The sequence below is a fragment of the Fluviirhizobium alvei genome (genome assembly GCF_030551875.1).
Classification (GTDB): domain Bacteria; phylum Pseudomonadota; class Alphaproteobacteria; order Rhizobiales; family Rhizobiaceae; genus Rhizobium_E; species Rhizobium_E alvei.
In genome coordinates this window covers 264616-281596 of the sequence record NZ_JAUOZU010000008.1, presented here as the reverse complement: position 1 = coordinate 281596, position 16981 = coordinate 264616, and the positions used below count along the sequence as shown (strand labels likewise).

At 59.1% G+C, this 16981-nt stretch carries 16 protein-coding genes; 3 read left to right on the top strand and 13 right to left on the bottom strand.

All coding sequences use genetic code 11. The features are described 5' to 3' along the window. Window positions 1–16: 16 nt before the first annotated feature. The 5 genes from Q4481_RS13300 to ccmA form a co-directional block, all read right to left on the bottom strand. The gene (locus Q4481_RS13300) at window positions 17–616 is read right to left on the bottom strand and encodes a DsbE family thiol:disulfide interchange protein (RefSeq protein WP_304376857.1); all 600 of its coding nucleotides are present in this window, start codon (window positions 614–616) and stop codon (window positions 17–19) included. Beyond that, complete coding sequence (gene ccmD, locus Q4481_RS13295; RefSeq protein ID WP_304376856.1) at window positions 613–786, bottom strand: heme exporter protein CcmD; 174 nt, start codon at window positions 784–786, stop codon at window positions 613–615. Before ccmD ends, Q4481_RS13300 begins: the two co-directional genes overlap by 4 nt. Window positions 787–789: 3 nt before the next feature. Further along, window positions 790–1557, bottom strand: coding sequence for a heme ABC transporter permease (locus tag Q4481_RS13290; protein ID WP_304376855.1), 768 nt, complete (start codon window positions 1555–1557; stop codon window positions 790–792). Window positions 1558–1626: 69 nt separating this feature from the next. Continuing rightward, window positions 1627–2286 carry a heme exporter protein CcmB gene (ccmB, locus tag Q4481_RS13285; protein ID WP_304376854.1) on the bottom strand — a complete coding sequence of 220 codons (660 nt, stop codon included), beginning with the start codon at window positions 2284–2286 and terminating at the stop codon, window positions 1627–1629. Beyond that, window positions 2283–2921 carry a heme ABC exporter ATP-binding protein CcmA gene (ccmA, locus tag Q4481_RS13280; protein WP_304376958.1) on the bottom strand — a complete coding sequence of 213 codons (639 nt, stop codon included), beginning with the start codon at window positions 2919–2921 and terminating at the stop codon, window positions 2283–2285. Before ccmA ends, ccmB begins: the two co-directional genes overlap by 4 nt. Before the next feature lie 274 nt (window positions 2922–3195). Here ccmA and acnA point away from each other — a divergent pair, with 274 nt between their 5' ends. Next, on the top strand, window positions 3196–5889 hold the full coding sequence (gene acnA, locus Q4481_RS13275; RefSeq protein ID WP_304376853.1) for an aconitate hydratase AcnA: 2694 nt from the start codon (window positions 3196–3198) through the stop codon (window positions 5887–5889). Between the two features lie 54 nt (window positions 5890–5943). On the opposite strand, the gene Q4481_RS13270 is transcribed toward acnA, so the two are convergent. The 5 genes from Q4481_RS13270 to Q4481_RS13250 all read right to left on the bottom strand — a co-directional run bounded on the left by Q4481_RS13270 (window position 5944) and on the right by Q4481_RS13250 (window position 12188). Next, window positions 5944–7170, bottom strand: a complete 1227-nt coding sequence (locus tag Q4481_RS13270; RefSeq protein WP_304376852.1) for a tetratricopeptide repeat protein — start codon at window positions 7168–7170, stop codon at window positions 5944–5946. Between the two features lie 100 nt (window positions 7171–7270). Continuing rightward, window positions 7271–7837: a CarD family transcriptional regulator gene (locus tag Q4481_RS13265; protein WP_304376851.1), complete on the bottom strand. Its 567-nt coding sequence runs from the start codon at window positions 7835–7837 to the stop codon at window positions 7271–7273. A gap of 432 nt (window positions 7838–8269) precedes the next feature. Continuing rightward, complete coding sequence (fdxA, locus tag Q4481_RS13260; RefSeq protein WP_304376850.1) at window positions 8270–8608, bottom strand: ferredoxin FdxA; 339 nt, start codon at window positions 8606–8608, stop codon at window positions 8270–8272. Between the two features lie 138 nt (window positions 8609–8746). After that, on the bottom strand, window positions 8747–9148 hold the full coding sequence (locus Q4481_RS13255) for an RNA-binding S4 domain-containing protein (protein WP_304376849.1): 402 nt from the start codon (window positions 9146–9148) through the stop codon (window positions 8747–8749). A 1-nt stretch (window position 9149) separates the two neighbouring features. Next, a complete protein-coding gene (locus tag Q4481_RS13250; RefSeq protein WP_304376957.1) occupies window positions 9150–12188 on the bottom strand; it encodes a helicase-related protein in 3039 nt (1012 codons plus the stop codon). Window positions 12189–12994: 806 nt separating this feature from the next. Between Q4481_RS13250 and Q4481_RS13245 the strand changes: the two genes are divergently transcribed. Then, entirely contained in the window at window positions 12995–13531 is a 537-nt protein-coding gene (locus Q4481_RS13245) for a dihydrofolate reductase family protein (protein WP_304376848.1), read from the top strand. Window positions 13532–13573: 42 nt separating this feature from the next. Here Q4481_RS13245 and Q4481_RS13240 read toward each other — a convergent pair whose 3' ends face one another. Together Q4481_RS13240 and Q4481_RS13235 are read right to left on the bottom strand one after the other, a co-directional pair. Next, window positions 13574–14299 (bottom strand): beta-ketoacyl-ACP reductase, encoded by a 726-nt coding sequence (locus tag Q4481_RS13240; RefSeq protein WP_304376847.1) that lies wholly within the window; start codon window positions 14297–14299, stop codon window positions 13574–13576. Between the two features lie 80 nt (window positions 14300–14379). Further along, a complete protein-coding gene (locus Q4481_RS13235) occupies window positions 14380–15558 on the bottom strand; it encodes an acetyl-CoA C-acetyltransferase (protein ID WP_304376846.1) in 1179 nt (392 codons plus the stop codon). A gap of 345 nt (window positions 15559–15903) precedes the next feature. Between Q4481_RS13235 and phaR the strand changes: the two genes are divergently transcribed. Then, window positions 15904–16488 carry a polyhydroxyalkanoate synthesis repressor PhaR gene (phaR, locus tag Q4481_RS13230; RefSeq protein ID WP_304376845.1) on the top strand — a complete coding sequence of 195 codons (585 nt, stop codon included), beginning with the start codon at window positions 15904–15906 and terminating at the stop codon, window positions 16486–16488. A gap of 48 nt (window positions 16489–16536) precedes the next feature. On the opposite strand, the gene Q4481_RS13225 is transcribed toward phaR, so the two are convergent. Further along, complete coding sequence (locus Q4481_RS13225) at window positions 16537–16941, bottom strand: hypothetical protein (protein WP_304376844.1); 405 nt, start codon at window positions 16939–16941, stop codon at window positions 16537–16539. Window positions 16942–16981: the final 40 nt, after the last annotated feature.

The following is a 16981-nucleotide window of genomic DNA, read 5'->3' as shown; positions in this document are numbered from 1 at the left end:
CCGGGCCCTCAAAGACTTACTGCCTTAAGGCCTTTTCGATCGCCGGCAGCAACTCGTTGCGCACGGAATTGTCGTCGAAGGGGCCGACATGCTTGTAGAGGATCTCGCCCGTCGGGCTGACGAGGAAGCTTTCCGGGATCCCATACACGCCCCAGTCGATCGCTGCGGCTCCGTTGGGGTCGACACCGATCGCGCCGAATGGATTGCCGAGCTCGCCAAGAAAGGCGAGCGCCGCATCGTTCTTGTCCTTGTAATTGATGCCAACCACGTTGAGCCGGTCATCTTCTGACAGACCGAGGATGATCGGATGCTCCTGACGGCAGGGAACGCACCAGGATGCCCAGACATTGACGAGCGTCAGCTTGCCCTTGATGGCAGACGACGTCAGAGCCGGGACCGGCTGACCGCGGCGAACGGCACCGGACAATGGTTCTAGTTCAAGCGCTGGAGCAGGCTTTCCAATCAATGCTGACGGAATAACGGAATTATCCTTGCCCGAGGTTAGCTGGTAGGCAAAAACCCCGGCAAGCCCGATGAACACGGCCAGCGGCAGCAATGCGACGACGATACGCCGCCCGCGCCCGGACGGGCCTGTACCCTGATCCGCAGCACTCACGCTGTTTCTCCCTGTGCCGCCCGCTCCGAACGACGACGAATGCCCATCGTTTCAAGACGCTTCAACTCACGCTGGAGCCGGCGGCTTTCGATGAAATAGTATCCGGTGACGATGGTCAGCGCGACCACCGTCACGCCCCAGGACGCATAGATGTAGAAAGCGTGGTTCATGGCTCAGCCCTCCGCGCCGGCTTGCGCCGCACGGGCGGCATTGCGGCGCATGACCCCGATGCGGCGGCGCCAGATCTCGTTGCGGATCGCCGTCAGATGCAGCGCGAAAAACAAAAGCGTAAAGGCAATCGCCATCACCAGCAGCGGGCGCAGGAATTCAGGATCGATGGTCGGCCCATCGAGCCGCATGACGCTGGCCGGCTGGTGCAGCGTATTCCACCATTCGACCGAGAACTTGATGATCGGAATGTTGACGAACCCCACCAGGATCATGATGGCGCTGACCTTGGCCGCGCGGCTCGGATCATCCATCGCGCGATTGAACGCAATCAGGCCGAGATACATCAGGAAAAGCACGAACACCGAGGTCAGCCGCGCATCCCATTCCCACCAGGTGCCCCACATCGGTTTGCCCCAGAGCGAACCGGTGATCAGCGCCAGGAAGGTAAAAATCGCGCCAATCGGTGCAGCAGCCTTGGCCGAGACATCGGCGAGCGGATGGCGCCAGACGAGCGTTCCGAGTGCGGAGATCGCCATGATCGAATAGCACATCATCGACAGCCAGGCCGAGGGCACATGGATATACATGATCCGCACCGTCTCGCCCTGCTGGTAATCGCCCTCAGTGGTAAAGCTGAGGTAGGTCCCGATCGCCAAAAGCAGCAGCGTAACCGCCCAGAGCCATGGCAGGACCTTTCCCGAAAGCGCCAGAAAGCGCGTGGGATTGGCGAGTTCGGTCAGTTTGGTCAGGGCGAGGCTCATCGTCGTCATGGGCGTTTCCATAGCGGTTTTGCCGAACTGCTGCAATTGATCCCGGTCAAACTGGGGCTCACAAAAGCGTCATTCTGCCGAGGATCGCAGCGCCAGCGCTGCAGCAAAAGGACCGATGACGGCGAAAAACAGGCTGAGTGCTATCAGGGCCAGAAACGGCGGCAGGAAGGGCGCTGGATCTTCGACCGCTGCATAGACCGCCGAAACGCCGAAAATCAGCACCGGAATGGTGAGCGGCAAGACAAGAATCGAAACGATCAGACCACCGCGCGGCAGCGACACGGCCACCGCCGCCCCCGCCGCCCCGATAAAGGTGATGGCGGGCGAACCAACCAGAAGCGTCGCGGCAAGTGCGCCGATCTGCACCTCGTTCATGTTCATGAAAAGGCTGAGAAGCGGCGAGGCTATGATGAGCGGCAGGACCGACGTCGTCCAGTGCGCCAGGCATTTGACGAAGACGATCAGCGTCAGTGGCGTTTCCTGCATGGTCAGGAGATCGAGCGATCCATCCTCGCGCTCGGCCTGAAACAGGCGATCGAGCCCGAGCAATGAGGCCAGCAGCGCCCCGGTCCAGAGGATGGCCGGACCGATTCGGGAAAGCAGATTGAGATCGGGCCCGACACCGAACGGAATGATGGTGACCACGGTCATGAAGAAAAGCACGCCGGTCATGGCGCCACCGCCGGCTCGAATGCCAAGCTTGAGATCACGGAGGAACAGCGAGATCATGCAAGCTCCTCCTGATAGGTAAATCCCTGCATGACAAGCGATTGGATCGCTTCGAGCCCGAGCGGCTGGTGCGTCGCCGCAACGACGATGCCTCCGGCTGCAAGATGGCTGCGCATGAGATCCGCAAAAAGTGCTTCCGATTGCACGTCGAGCGCTGCCGTCGGTTCGTCGAGAAGCCAGATCGGCCGCCACGCGGTCAACAGCTTTGCCATCGCCATGCGGCGCTGCTGGCCAGCGGAAAGATAGCCGAATGGCAGATGCAAAAGGGCGGCCAGTCCAAGCCTGTCTGCAGCCTCTTCCGGCTCAAGACCCGATCCGCCTTCGAAATCACCCATGAACCGTTTCCAGAACGCGAGATTTTCCTCGACGCTCATTTCCCGCTTCATGGCATTGCGATGGCCGAGATAGTGACAGGCTTCGGCCGCACGCGGGCAGACCGCATCACCGACCGTGACGATCGCCTCTCCCTCGTCAGCCGGCAGCAGCCCGGCGATTGCCCGAATCAGGGTCGATTTTCCCGTGCCGTTGCGCCCGGTAATCACCAGCGCCTCGCCGGCCGCAAGACGAAAGGAAATATCGGAGAACAGGCGCTCGTCGCCGCGCTTGACCGCCATTCGGTGGACTTCCAAAGTCAACACGCTTGCCTCCGGGCGGCGTTCCTCGCCGCAATGCAAAAAAATATTTGTCTTAGAACCTTAGTGGGTCTGGCACCCTGTTTAGAAATTATCTATAAGGCCCGCAACCACGCCAGCAGCCGGCGTGATTATCATCCTTGTGCCGAACTTGGAATTGCGGAGGGCAATTTCGCGTGCGGACAGCGGAAATGGTTGCACCCGCATCCCATAAAGCGCTTTCGGGCGCCGGGCGTTCGCACGTCAGTTCAGCTGATCAGACGAGACGGGTTATTCCATGTCCAAATCTCTCGATAGTTTCAATTGCCACTCGATCCTCGAGGTCAATGGCAAGAGCTACGTCTACTACAGCCTGCCCAAGGCGGAAGCCAATGGTCTCGCCGGCGTTTCCAAATTGCCCTATTCGATGAAGGTTCTGCTCGAGAACCTGCTGCGCAACGAAGATGGCCGTTCCGTCACCAAGTCCGACATCGAGGCTGTGGCCGAGTGGCTGGTGAACAAGGGCCTCAAGGAGGCCGAAATCGCCTATCGCCCGGCGCGCGTGCTGATGCAGGACTTCACCGGCGTTCCGGCCGTCGTTGACCTGGCTGCCATGCGTGACGGCATCAAGGCGCTCGGCGGCGATCCGGAAAAGATCAACCCGCTGGTGCCCGTCGATCTCGTCATCGACCACTCCGTTATCGTCGACGAATTCGGCACCCCGCAGGCCTTCGCCCGCAACGTCGAACTGGAATACCAGCGCAACGGCGAACGTTACCGCTTCCTCAAGTGGGGCCAGCAGGCATTCAAGAACTTCCGCGTTGTCCCCCCCGGCACCGGCATCTGTCACCAGGTCAACTTCGAATATCTCGGCCAGACCGTCTGGACCAAGGAAGAAGATGGCGAAACGATCGCCTATCCGGACACCTGCGTCGGTACCGACAGCCACACGACCATGATCAATGGTCTCGGCGTTCTCGGCTGGGGCGTGGGCGGCATCGAAGCCGAAGCAGCCATGCTCGGCCAGCCGGTTTCCATGCTGCTGCCGGAAGTCATCGGCTTCAAGCTGACGGGCAAACTCAAGGAAGGCGTGACCGCCACCGACCTCGTGCTCACCGTCGTGCAGATGCTGCGCAAGAAGGGCGTTGTTTCCAAGTTCGTCGAATTCTTCGGCCCGGGCATGGACAATATGCCGGTCGCCGACCGCGCAACGATCGGCAACATGGGTCCGGAATATGGCGCGACCTGCGGCTTCTTCCCGGTCGATGCCGAAACCATCAGCTACCTCAACATGTCGGGCCGCACTAAGGATCGTATTGCGCTCGTGGAAGCCTATTCCAAGGCGCAGGGCATGTGGCGCGACAATGACGGTGCCGACCTCGTCTTCACCGACACGCTCGAACTCGACCTCGGCGACGTCGTTCCGTCGATGGCCGGCCCCAAGCGTCCGGAAGGCCGCCTGCCGCTCGAAACCATCGCTCCGAACTTCGCAACCGCGCTCGAAGGTGATTACAAGAAGCCCGGCCAGCTTGCGACCCGCTATGCCGTCGAAGGCGAAAACTATGATCTTGGCCATGGCGATGTCTGCATTGCCGCCATCACCTCCTGCACCAACACCTCGAACCCGAGCGTGCTGATCGCGGCCGGCCTTCTCGCCCGCAACGCCGTTGCCAAGGGCCTGAAGTCCAAGCCCTGGGTCAAGACCTCGCTGGCACCGGGATCGCAGGTCGTCGGCGAATATCTCGCCAAGTCCGGCCTGCAGAAGGAACTCGATGCACTCGGCTTCAACCTGGTCGGCTTCGGCTGCACCACCTGCATCGGCAATTCCGGCCCGCTGCCGGCGCCGATTTCGAAGACGATCAACGACAAGGGCCTGATCACCGCTGGCGTTCTGTCGGGCAACCGCAACTTCGAAGGCCGCATCTCGCCGGATGTGCAAGCAAATTACCTCGCTTCGCCGCCGCTCGTCGTCGCCTATGCGCTGGCCGGCACCGTGCAGAAGGACCTGACCAAGGAGCCGCTCGGTATCGGTTCGGATGGCCAGCCGGTGTTCCTCAAGGACATCTGGCCGAGCTCGCACGAAGTCCAGGAATTCATCGCCAAGTATGTGACCCGCGAACTGTTCGAATCCAAGTATGCCGACGTGTTCAAGGGCGATGCCAACTGGCAGGCCGTGCAGGTTCCGGAAGGCCAGACCTACGCCTGGGACGACGATTCGACCTATGTGCAGAACCCGCCCTATTTCGTGGGCATGCAGAAGAAGGGCGCTGGCCTTTCCGACATCAAGGGCGCGCGCGTCCTCGGCCTGTTCGGCGACAAGATCACCACCGACCACATTTCGCCGGCCGGTTCGATCAAGGCCGCCTCGCCGGCCGGTGCCTACCTCATGGAGCATGGCGTCGGCGTTGCCGACTTCAACCAGTACGGCACCCGTCGTGGCAACCATGAAGTGATGATGCGCGGCACCTTCGCCAACATCCGCATCCGCAACCACATGCTCGGACCGAACGGCAAGGAAGGTGGCTACACGATCCACTATCCGTCCAAGGAAGAGATGTCGATTTACGATGCGGCCATGAAGTACAAGGAAGAAGGCATCCCGCTCGTCATCTTCGCCGGCGTCGAATATGGCAACGGCTCGTCGCGTGACTGGGCGGCCAAGGGCACCAACCTGCTCGGCGTCAAGGCCGTCGTCGCCCAGTCCTTCGAGCGTATCCACCGTTCGAACCTGGTCGGCATGGGCGTGGTTCCCTTCACCTTCCAGGAAGGCACGACCTGGGCTTCGCTCAACCTCAAGGGCGACGAAATCGTCACCATCGAAGGCCTCGAAGGCGATATCAAGCCGCGCGAGACCAAGATCGCCAAGATCACCTATGGTGACGGCACCGTGAAGGAAGTCCCGCTGCTTTGCCGCATCGATACGCTTGACGAAGTCACCTACATGGAGAATGGCGGCATCCTGCAGACCGTTCTGCGCGACCTCGCGGCCTGATCGGCATCGACGAACAGACATGGCCGCCGGGAGCGATTCCGGCGGCTTTTTATTTCAAGAAAGCTGTTTCGTGGATTCCAGGTCAGAAATTGCTTTGCGCGTCGTATCAAGAGCGTGCTGCAGTGTCACATTCTGCGGATCAAGGGAGTGAAGCCTCTCGTCCAATGCAAGACTGGCTTGAAAGGCACTAAGGGCGGCAGCCTTATCGCCAAGCCTCAGCAACAGGTTTCCCATGCTCTTCATTCCAGACGCGAACTCTGTCTGATCGTACGAATCCAGATCATTTTTGCTGGCAAAGGCGATCACGCGAGCCAAGCCGGTCTCAAAATATGGAGGCAACGCGTTGTCATTGCCTTCCGCTGCAATCAGATCTCCGATCATTTGGAGGCGAAACAAAACATCGAGGTATAAGGACGCTTTGTCCATCTCAGTCGAGGCCATCTTTTCCTCGATCGGCAGGGCCGCCTCGCAAGCCAGGCGCGCGCTAACCGAATCACCTTCTGCAATGCAGAGACGGTACATTTTATCATAGCTGGAAACGAGATCGATCTGTCGGTCTTCATTCTCAGGATCGGCGGAAAACAAGCGCTGGCGGATTGCAAGACTGGCTTCGTATGCGCTGCGCGCGACCACAAAATCATGTTCCTGCATTGCCATATCGCCGAGCCTGAAATGACAGATTGTAATATCACGTTGCCACTGTGTGTTTTCAGGGGCACTTGCCAAAAGCTGTTCCGCTATGGCGAGTGCTCGTTCGTGGCAGCCGCGCGCAGCCGGCAGGTCTCCTTGCTCCATGGCGGCATCACCGAGATTGTTGTAGCAAATCAGAAGATCGCGTTTCCTTTCCAAGTCATCAGGTGCAGTAGCGACCAACTGTTCGCTTATCGCGAGGCTAGCCTCATAGGCTGCGCGAGCGGCAACGATGTTCCCGTCTCTGAGATGGACCCTGCCGAGAGAATCGTGGCAAATGGCAACATCACGCTGCAACTGCTCGTCGCCCGGATTTTCCTCCAACATTATCTCCGTCAGGGCAAGGCTGTTTTCAAAGGACGTTATGGCAGCAGATAAATTACCAGCCCGCTCCGTCAGTACCGCGATCCTGTCATAGCCCGTCACGAGGTAGGTGCCGTTCTCAATCGCCTCAGCCTTTGCACATCCAAGTTTATAAGCGGCTAGTGCCGCGTCCGATTGCCCCCGGCTCTCAAGCAGGTCGCCATAGATATACCATTGGCAGGGTGTAGCTTCGTCGAGACTTGACGCATCTTCAGACTTTCCGGCCATTTCTCACTTCGCTCCTGCGCACGCTTGGTGTCCCCTAAAAGCCAAAAAGCCGGATCCTTTCGGATCCGGCCTCGATTTCCCGAAGAGGAAAGTCTGAAGATCAGGCAGCTTCTTCCTGATCGTCTTCGTCGGTCGCCTTGCTGCGACGCGGGCTCTTGGCCAGGTGCGTTTCCACGAGGCGGACAGCTTCGGTTTCCGACATCTTGTTGACGGCAGCAATTTCGCGCGCCATGCGATCAAGCGCCTGCTCATAGAGCTGGCGTTCGGAATAGGATTGTTCCGGCTGGTTTTCGGCACGGAAAAGGTCGCGCACCACTTCTGCGATCGAGATCAGGTCGCCCGAATTGATCTTGGCATCATATTCCTGCGCGCGACGCGACCACATGGTGCGCTTGACGCGGGCCTTGCCCTGGACAACCTTCAGCGCCCGATCGACGAAATCGGTCTCGGACAGTTTGCGCATGCCGATGCTGACAGCCTTGGCCACCGGAACCTTCAGACGCATCTTGTCCTTTTCGAAATCGATCACGAAAAGCTCGAGCTTCATGCCCGCCACTTCCTGCTCCTCGATGGTCACGATCTGCCCGACGCCATGCGCGGGATAGACGATGGACTCACCGGTCTTGAAACCATGGCGCGCGGCGGTTTTCTTCATCTGGGTTGTCATGCTTTTCACAAACTCCCTATATGCTTCCGGAGGGTCCGGGGCGGCCGGGAATGGCCGAAAATTGAGGCGATGCTGCCTAGCTGCAGACCGAATCCGCGATTTTCAAATCGAAACAATGTCTTGGGCAGACACGAGCTGAAAGCTGGCAGCCTGAAGGGTGCATTTTGTGGAAAATCCGCTTCAAGGGATCGTAGCTTTCGTGATTTACGGGCAAAAAGCCCCATCTCGGGATCAGTGTCCGCTTACCTAACACAAAAAACAGTGGAAATCAATAATTTGCTTTGACCTGACGGCAAGGCGCGTCAGGTACGGATTCCTATGGTGAATCGCGTCGCAAAGACCGGAGGGCGATTTGTGATCATCATCACGTTTCCCGGCCCGGTGGGCAACTGCAGCGGCCGGATCAAAGCCCGTCCGCTGCCCGGGCCGATATCAATCGCCCGTACCGGGCTTCTCTGAAAAATACTTCTCGAACTTGCCTTCGACGCCGTCCATGTCCTTGGCTTCCGGCAGGGCATCACGCTTCTGGGTGATGTTCGGCCAGATCGCAGCATATTCCGCGTTGACTTTCAGCCACTTGTCGAGACCGGACTCGGTATCGGGCTTGATGGCTTCGGCAGGACATTCCGGCTCGCAGACACCGCAGTCGATGCATTCATCCGGATGGATGACGAGAAAATTCTCGCCCTCGTAAAAGCAGTCGACAGGGCAGACTTCCACACAATCCGTGTATTTGCAGCGGATGCAGTTGTCGGTCACGACATAGGTCATGAAGCGCTCCGTAAGTTCGCGTTGGGCCGCCAAGGCTTCGCCCGGTTTGCGCCCGTCACTAACGACTTTGAGCGGTCTTTGCAAGAACCGAGAGCGTGATATGAGCCATGCAGGATTTGCAATTCTGCCCTGCTCGCTTCATGGATCTTCAAACGGGGAAAAACGATTGCGCAGACGATCGATCTCGCGACGGTCTTTCTTTTCCGGCCGACCGGATCCTGCCTCGCGAATGGCCTGCTCGTAGGGCGTGGTCTTCTGGCGCGGAGGGCTCTGGTCTTCATAGAGCAACCGAGCCTCCTCATAAGGCCCCCGCCGTTCGCCCGGCGCCTTGACGATCAGAACCATGTTCCGGTCCCGATCCACGACCTCGACCCTGTCCCCGACTTTAACTTCGAGGCTCGAGCGCCGGACCTTGTCTCCGTTGACGGCGACATGTCCGGCTTCGATCCAGGTCTGAGCAAGGCTTCGGGATTTGGCCATTCGGGTAAAGAACAGCCATTTGTCGATGCGTTGGCGTCCCGGGCCCTGCTCCTCGGCCATGTTACTTCTTCATCTGTTCCTTCAGGATCGCGAGTTTTGCGAAGGGCGAATCCGGATCCATCGGCTTGTCCTTGCGCGGCTTGGCTTCAAAATGAGCCGGCTGTGCGGGCTTGCCCTTGTTGTCACGACGCGGCGCTTGCGGACGGTCGGAACGATCCTGGCGCTGGTCGTTGCGCGGTGGCCTATCGCCACGCTCGCCGCCCCGCCCGTCCCGATGACCATCGCGATTGTCCTTGCGGCCTTCGCGCTTTTCCTCGCCCCGATTACCGTTCGGCTGACCCTGGCGATTGTCATTGCGGCGGCCATGCGGCTGCTCGCCGCTGCGTTCGCGACGCTGGCCCTGTTCGCGTTGGCCCTGTTCGCGGCCGCGCTCATTCTGCGGCTTGCCGCCACCCGGACGCCATAGGAGGACGCGCTTCTCTTCGACCGGCTCGGCAGCAGCCTGGTCAATAGCAGGAGCCTCGACCGGTTCGACTGCAACGGACTCCACTTCGGTGGTCTCGCTGCTGTCTGCTTCGGCCTCAGCGCCTTCGGCGGGTGCCTTTTCTTCCGATGCCGCAGCCCCGGGCGCAGCCGGAGCCATCGCCGCAAGGTGAGCTGCAGCCTCTTCCGCCTTGACGCTGTCGGCGCGATAACCGAGGCCCTTCAGGATTTCCTCGATATCATCGGCCGTGGCGCCAAGGATCGAGAGCATTGCAGGCGTCGTGGTGAAGCGGCGGCCATCATAGGCGCCGTCAGGACGCGCAGCCGAACCCGGCTTCCATTGCAGCAGCGGCCGGATAATGTCGGCCAGACGCTCGAGAATATCGATGCGCACCGCCCGCTTGCCCAGGAACCGGAAACCGGCCAGTTTGTAAAAGTCGCGTTCGAAGCTCGGATCGGTCACGATCGACGTGCGACCGGCGGCGAGCGCAGGAATGAGATCGCCATAGCCGGGGCTTGCCATCATGTCGTTCTTCAGCGCCCAGAGCAGGGTAATCAGTTCGGCCGGCGCCGGCTTCAGAAGTGCTGGCATGAAGATGTGGTAGGCGCCAAAACGGATACCATACTTGCGCAGGGAAGCGCGGCCGTCCTGGTCGAGCGCCTTGACATCATCGGCAACGTCGCGACGGAAGAGCACGCCGAGGTTTTCAGCGATCTGGTAGGCAATTCCCTTGGAAATGCCCTGCAGATCTTCCGCACGCGTCAGATCGTCAAGCGGCTTGAGGACCGTAGCAATATGATGATTGACGAAACGTTCGATGCGCGCCTGAACATGCTCGCGGGCATGACCGGACAGAAGTTCGTCAGCCAGCAGGATGACGCGCGGACGCATGATGTGATCGGATGCGGCGAGACGGGCGATCGGCTCGCCTACCCAGCGCACGACACCATCGCTGCCGATCGCGAGATCGCCATTGCCGGCAGCATGAAGCCGCGCGGCGCGCGCTTCGAACTCGAGCGCAAGCGCCTTGCCAGCGGCATTTTCCACCGCCTTCAGGTCCTGACCATCGGCGGTGCTCGCCAAGGTAAACCGGAAGCCCGACAATTGCCCCACATGATGCCCTTCAACAAAGACATCGCCATTCACACTGATTTCAGCTTCCAGCATAGCATTCTCTCTAAGTCGCCTCATGAGCACAGACGTCCTGCGATCCACAAAGCGTTTCGTCAACCGTTCATGCAGCGCGTCGGAGAGGCGATCCTCTATTTCGCGCGTTTTTTCCTGCCAGTGTGCCGGATCTGCCAGCCAGCCCGGCCGGTTTGACACATAGGTCCATGTTCTAATCTGCGCAATACGGGCCGATAGCGTATCAATCTCGCCATCCGTCCGGTCCGCGCGCCTGACCTGCTCTGCCATGAAGGATTCATCGACAGCACCCTTTCGCACGACATCCTTGTAGATTGCCGCGATGAGGTCGGAATGCTGGAGCGATGTAATCCGGCGGTAATCCGGCAGTGCACAAATCTCCCAGAGCTTTTCCACTCTTTCGCGCGTTGTGGCAAGGTCCAAAATGTCCGGATAACGCGACAGATGCTCGAGAGCCTGCATGTCGTCCGCCGGAAGGGCCTTGGTGAGACCCACAACCCGCGGCGCCGCATCAAGACTGTTGCGGAGCGACGCGAGCGAGGAGAAGTCGAGCGCGGGCGATCGCCATTGCATGACCTTGACCGGATCGAACTCATGCGCCTCGATACGCTCGACCATTTCATCGTCGAACGGCTGGGTGTGGCCCGTCACCCCGAAGGTGCCATCGCGGGTATGGCGGCCGGCACGGCCGGCGATCTGGCCGAGTTCGCCCGAATTCAGATTGCGATACTGGAAGCCGTCGAACTTGCGATCCTGGGCAAAGGCGACGTGATCGACATCCAGATTGAGGCCCATGCCGATCGCATCGGTCGCCACCAGATATTCAACATCGCCCTCCTGGTAGAGCGCAACCTGGGCATTGCGGGTGCGGGGGCTGAGCGCTCCGATCACGACAGCGGCGCCGCCGCGCTGGCGCTTGACCAGCTCGGCAATCGCATAGACCTCATCGGCGGAGAAGGCGACGATCACCGAACGATGCGGCAGACGCGTGATCTTCTTCTGGCCGGCATAGAAGAGCTGCGAGAGGCGCGGCCTCTCAAGCACATGAATGCCCGGCAGGATATGCATGAGGATCGACTTCATCGTGGCCGATCCGAGAAGCAGCGTTTCCTCGCGTCCGCGCAGTCTCAGAATTCGATCGGTAAAGACGTGGCCGCGTTCGAGATCGCCTGCCAACTGCACCTCGTCGATGGCGACAAAGGCGGCCCGGGTTTCGTCGGGCATCGCCTCGACCGTGCAGACCGAATAACGCGCATTGGGGGGAGCGATCTTCTCTTCGCCGGTAATCAGCGCCACATTCGCGACCCCGACCTTGTCGACCACACGGCCATAGACCTCACGCGCCAGAAGGCGCAACGGCAAGCCAATGACCCCGGAAGAATGGGCCACCATACGCTCGATGGCATAATGGGTCTTGCCGGTATTGGTCGGGCCGAGAACCGCGGTTACGCCGCGGCCACTCAGGATCATGGGATCGGAGGTCAAATTATCCAGTCCAGCATCGTGATCGTTTCGGCGGCATGGATGCACCCCCGCCGGAGGAATTGCAAGCCGCACCCCAACATAAAGTCTGATGCTGCTCTTTCCGGGAGGCGCTGGAACAGGCTCGGAACGAATCGGCGACGAATCGATGACTCCATCTCGTTCATCAAACGTTCTATACCATATATTGTAGTTTGTGCCGTTTCGGGATCAAGAATCGACAAAAGCTCACTGATCCGGCCGTCCCGAGCCCCAAACGCGGAAAAACAGGGAAAAATGCCGTCAAAGCGCAAGCGAAAACATGGTTAATAAATTGTAAATATTGAAAAATGAAGCTCAACGAATCGAGCCGATATTCATCGGAACCGACCCTGAACGAATCGCTGACGAATCGGAATGGTCACTGTATTCCCGTTTTGTTCACGACTATATATTGTGTTTTATGAAATTATTAACCATAAGAGTTTCTGAGTGGTTTTCAGCATGAAAACGAGAGCGACGCCGGAGGCGCCACCGTTGCAATTCGAAGAACACGGATCCGGGAGTTGGGCGTCTGTGGCAGGCCAACCATGTCCATAGGCGGCCCCATTTGAATTCTACATGTTCAGACAGAAATCTCGCTGCGGCGGGAAAGCAGGAACATCGACGAGTACCGGTATAAAGACGGAACGAATCATCGACGAATCGGAATTGGCACAGTGTTCTGGACCTGTTCACCACAAAATATTGTTGAATAACAATTTGTTAACCATAAAATAACCAGCTTTCCCACTCATGTCGTAAGGAGGAAACCCTTGGTCTCAGGACATGTTTTCATCGCAACAAGCCTCGATGGCTATATCGCGCGTACGGATGGCTCGATTGATTGGCTGATGCGTCAACAGGTTGAAGGCGAAGACCATGGCTATGATGCCTTCATCGCCGATATGGATGTCATCCTCATGGGCCGCCAGAGCTACGAGACAGTTCTGACCTTTGATTCCTGGCCATACAGCAAACCGGTGGTGGTTCTGAGCTCGACATTGAGGAGCGAGGAGCGTCCTGAAGCGCTGGTCGACAAAGTCCAGATCAGTGCACTTGGCCCGCGTGATATCATGCGGGACTTGACGGAAAAGGGAATTCGGAAGGCCTACATTGACGGCGGCAGGATCATCCAGTCCTTCCTGCGGGAAGGGCTCATACAAACAATGACCGTGACACGCATTCCCGTGCTCATTGGCAAAGGTCGCCCACTTTTCGGTGATCTCGCCCGGGATATCGATCTCGACCATCTCGAGACACGACATTTCCCCTCCGGCCTGGTCCAGTCGACCTATCGGATCCGGACGTGAAGTCCGGCGGGTTTGGCCACCCGCCGGATTAAAAGCGCGCAATCAGGCGAAATACTGGCCGCCGTTGGCCGAAATCGTCGAACCGGTAATGAATCCGGCATCGTCGGCCGCCAGGAAAACGACGCAGCGCGCAATCTCCTCAGGCTCGCCGAGGCGGCCAACCGGGATCAGTGGAATGATCCGCTCGTTGAGCACCTTCTCCGGCACGGCGCGCACCATTTCGGTGCCGATATAGCCCGGGCAGATGGCATTGACGGTGATACCCTTGGCAGCGCCCTCCTGCGCCAGCGCCTTGGTGAAGCCGAGATCGCCAGCCTTGGCGGCGGAGTAGTTCGCCTGCCCCATCTGGCCTTTCTGGCCATTGATGGACGAGATATTAATCACCCGGCCGAACGAGCGATCCCGCATGCCGTTCCAGACCTGATGGGTCATGTTGAACAGGCCCGTGAGATTGGTGTTGACCACCGCATTCCACTGATCGGGCGTCATCTTGTGGAACATCGCGTCGCGGGTAATGCCGGCATTGTTGACCAGCACCACGACCGGACCAAGATCGGCCTCGACCTTGGCAATTCCCTCGCCACAGGCTTCATAGCTCGAAACATCCCACTTGTAGGTCGGAATGCCTGTTTCGGCTGTGAATGCCTTTGCGGCATCGTCATTGCCGGCATAATTTGCAGCAACGCTGTAGCCCGCATTCTTGAGTGCGACCGAAATGGCGGCGCCGATACCGCGCGATCCGCCAGTGACCAATGCTACCTTGCTCATCCCCTGTTTTCCTCCCTCTGCAAGTTTGTTTGGGGTCGGCCCTACCCATCGCCAGGGCCGACTCATAGATCAAATGATGATCACATGGCCTCGACGCACATGGCGATGCCCATGCCGCCGCCGATGCAGAGCGTGGCAAGGCCCTTGGCAGCGGAACGCCGCTTCATCTCGAACAGGAGCGTATTCAGCACGCGGGCGCCCGATGCGCCGATCGGATGGCCGATGGCAATCGCACCGCCATTGACGTTGACGATATCCGGGTTCCAGCCGAGATCCTTGTTGACCGCCAGCGCCTGGGCGGCAAAAGCCTCGTTGGCTTCCACCAGATCGAGGTCGCCGATCGACCAACCCGCCTTTGCGAGCGCCTTGCGCGATGCCGGGATCGGACCCGTGCCCATGATCTTCGGATCGACGCCGGCCGTCGCCCAGGATGCGATGCGTGCCATCGGCGTCAGACCACGGCGAACCGCTTCCTCTTCGGTCATCAGGAGAACGCCGGCGGCGCCGTCATTGATGCCGGAAGCATTGCCCGCGGTCACGGTGCCTTCCTTGTCGAAAGCAGGACGCAGCTTGGCGAGTGAATCGAGCGTGGCGCCGTGACGGATATATTCGTCGCTATCGACGGTCACGTCGCCCTTGCGGCCCTTGATGACGAAAGGCACGATTTCATCGGCGAAACGACCGGCCTTCTGGGCTGCCTCTGCCTTGTTCTGCGAAGCAAGTGCAAAGGCATCCTGTTCGTCGCGGCTCAACTGCCACTGACGGGCAACATTCTCGGCGGTGATGCCCATGTGATAGCCATGGAAGGCATCCGTGAGACCGTCCTTGATCATCGTGTCGACGAGTTTGACATCACCCATCTTCACGCCGGCGCGCAGATACTGGCAATGCGGCGACATCGACATCGATTCCATGCCGCCGGCAACGATGATCTTGGCATCGCCATTGGCAATCTGCTGCAAGCCGAGTGCTACGGCACGCAGGCCCGAACCGCAGAGCTGGTTGATGCCCATTGCGGTTGCTTCAAGCGGAAGGCCGGCCTTGACGGCGGCCTGACGAGCCGGGTTCTGGCCTTCGCCGGCCGGCAGCACCTGACCGAGGATGACCTCATCGACATCGGCGGCATCGACGCCGGCTCGGGCAAGAACAGCCTGGATGACGGCCACGCCGAGTTCATGGGCCGGTGTGTTGGCGAATGCGCCGTTGAAAGAACCGACGGCCGTGCGGGCCGCGCTGGCTATGACGATAGACGTGCTCATGGTTGGATCCTCCTGAACCTGTTGGCGCGACAGTGGCAAACCGACCTGCCCCTGTCAATGCGACGCTGCCGCAGGCTGTCCCCGCGACCTCTCCACTCCCGCTTTCACATTGCCGCAAACCACAGGCTTTGTGGAGACCATCCGCACTTCAACTTTAGCCCTAAGACGGAAGAGCAAGTACAACCGTTCCATGTTGCGCAAAAAGGCTGCAGCAAATCCCGCGCCGCATTGCACAAAAGCGATTGTGTTTGTCTTTTGATTTCGCTTAGACTGCAGCGGGCGCTGGATTGCAAAATCGGGGAGCGGCGCCCAACGTGTTGTTTTGCATCGGATCAGGAGGAATAGATGGCCAAGAATGATGGGCAGATCGTCATCAAGAAATACGCCAACCGGCGGCTCTACAACACCGGCACGAGCACCTATGTGACGCTTGACGACCTTGCCCATATGGTCAAGCGCGGCGAGGATTTCGTGGTCCAGGACGCCAAGAGCGGTGACGACATCACCCACTCTGTGCTGACTCAGATCATTTTCGAGCAGGAATCGAAGAACGGCAACACGCTTCTGCCGATCTCCTTCCTGCGCCAGCTGATCTCCTATTATGGCGACCAGATGCAGACCTTCGTTCCCTCTTACCTCGAGCAGTCGATGCATGCTTTTGGCGAACAGCAGTCGCAAATTCGCGAGCATATGGCCAAGACGCTCGGCGATACGCCGCTTGCCAAGAACCTGCAGATCCCGATGCAGCTGATGGAAGAGCAGATCAAGCGCAACACGGAAATCTTCCGTCAGGCGCTCGAAGTCTTCTCGCCCTTTTCGGTAACGGCGCCCAAGGCCGAGCCGACCGAAGGCCGCAAGGCGGAAGCCAAGGATATCGAGGAACTGAAGGAACAGCTCCGCGCCCTGCAGACCAAGATCGAGAATATGTAATGCGGAGCGGTCACTGGCGCAGGCGCGCCCGTGACAATGCCGTTGCGATCAAAGGCCGATCGCAACGTCCCGGCTGGCGGACTTGATCGAGATGATGAAGCCCGCGATCACGTCGATGAACGCAATCAGCATCAGGATGAAGAAGATCTGGGTCGCCGCACTTCCGACCAGCAGGAATTCGACCAGAAACACGATGAAGAGCAGCATCGACAGAAGGTGATCGAGGATCGATGCCGAAGCGCGTCGTGTCGCCTTGAAGATCTCGATCAACAACACGAAAAGCCCGATCACGATCAGAAGATCGCCGAGGCTCATGGTCCAGGTTGTCCCGGACATCATCGCAACGCTCGTGATCTCGCGATTGAGAGATGCGATACCTCCCTGCCCCATCAGGCCGAACATGGCCAGATTGTAGAGAACGAACGGCACGATCATCAGCGGTATGGCAAACATTGTTCTGTCCCGATTGGCATCTTGCGACGGTGCGCAGATT

Excerpts from the sequence above, each read along its gene's own strand:
- Q4481_RS13235 (WP_304376846.1), bottom strand. The coding sequence starts at position 15,558 with ATGAGCACGTCTATCGTCATAGCCAGCGCGGCCCGCACGGCCGTCGGT.
- acnA (WP_304376853.1), top strand. The coding sequence starts at position 3,196 with ATGTCCAAATCTCTCGATAGTTTCAATTGCCACTCGATCCTCGAGGTC.
- ccmD (WP_304376856.1), bottom strand. The coding sequence starts at position 786 with ATGAACCACGCTTTCTACATCTATGCGTCCTGGGGCGTGACGGTGGTC.
- phaR (WP_304376845.1), top strand. The coding sequence starts at position 15,904 with ATGGCCAAGAATGATGGGCAGATCGTCATCAAGAAATACGCCAACCGG.
- Q4481_RS13270 (WP_304376852.1), bottom strand. The coding sequence starts at position 7,170 with ATGGCCGGAAAGTCTGAAGATGCGTCAAGTCTCGACGAAGCTACACCC.
- ccmB (WP_304376854.1), bottom strand. The coding sequence starts at position 2,286 with ATGATCTCGCTGTTCCTCCGTGATCTCAAGCTTGGCATTCGAGCCGGC.
- Q4481_RS13290 (WP_304376855.1), bottom strand. The coding sequence starts at position 1,557 with ATGACGACGATGAGCCTCGCCCTGACCAAACTGACCGAACTCGCCAAT.
- Q4481_RS13265 (WP_304376851.1), bottom strand. The coding sequence starts at position 7,837 with ATGACAACCCAGATGAAGAAAACCGCCGCGCGCCATGGTTTCAAGACC.
- fdxA (WP_304376850.1), bottom strand. The coding sequence starts at position 8,608 with ATGACCTATGTCGTGACCGACAACTGCATCCGCTGCAAATACACGGAT.
- Q4481_RS13250 (WP_304376957.1), bottom strand. The coding sequence starts at position 12,188 with ATGATCCTGAGTGGCCGCGGCGTAACCGCGGTTCTCGGCCCGACCAAT.
- Q4481_RS13240 (WP_304376847.1), bottom strand. The coding sequence starts at position 14,299 with ATGAGCAAGGTAGCATTGGTCACTGGCGGATCGCGCGGTATCGGCGCC.
- Q4481_RS13255 (WP_304376849.1), bottom strand. The coding sequence starts at position 9,148 with ATGGCCGAGGAGCAGGGCCCGGGACGCCAACGCATCGACAAATGGCTG.
- Q4481_RS13225 (WP_304376844.1), bottom strand. The coding sequence starts at position 16,941 with ATGTTTGCCATACCGCTGATGATCGTGCCGTTCGTTCTCTACAATCTG.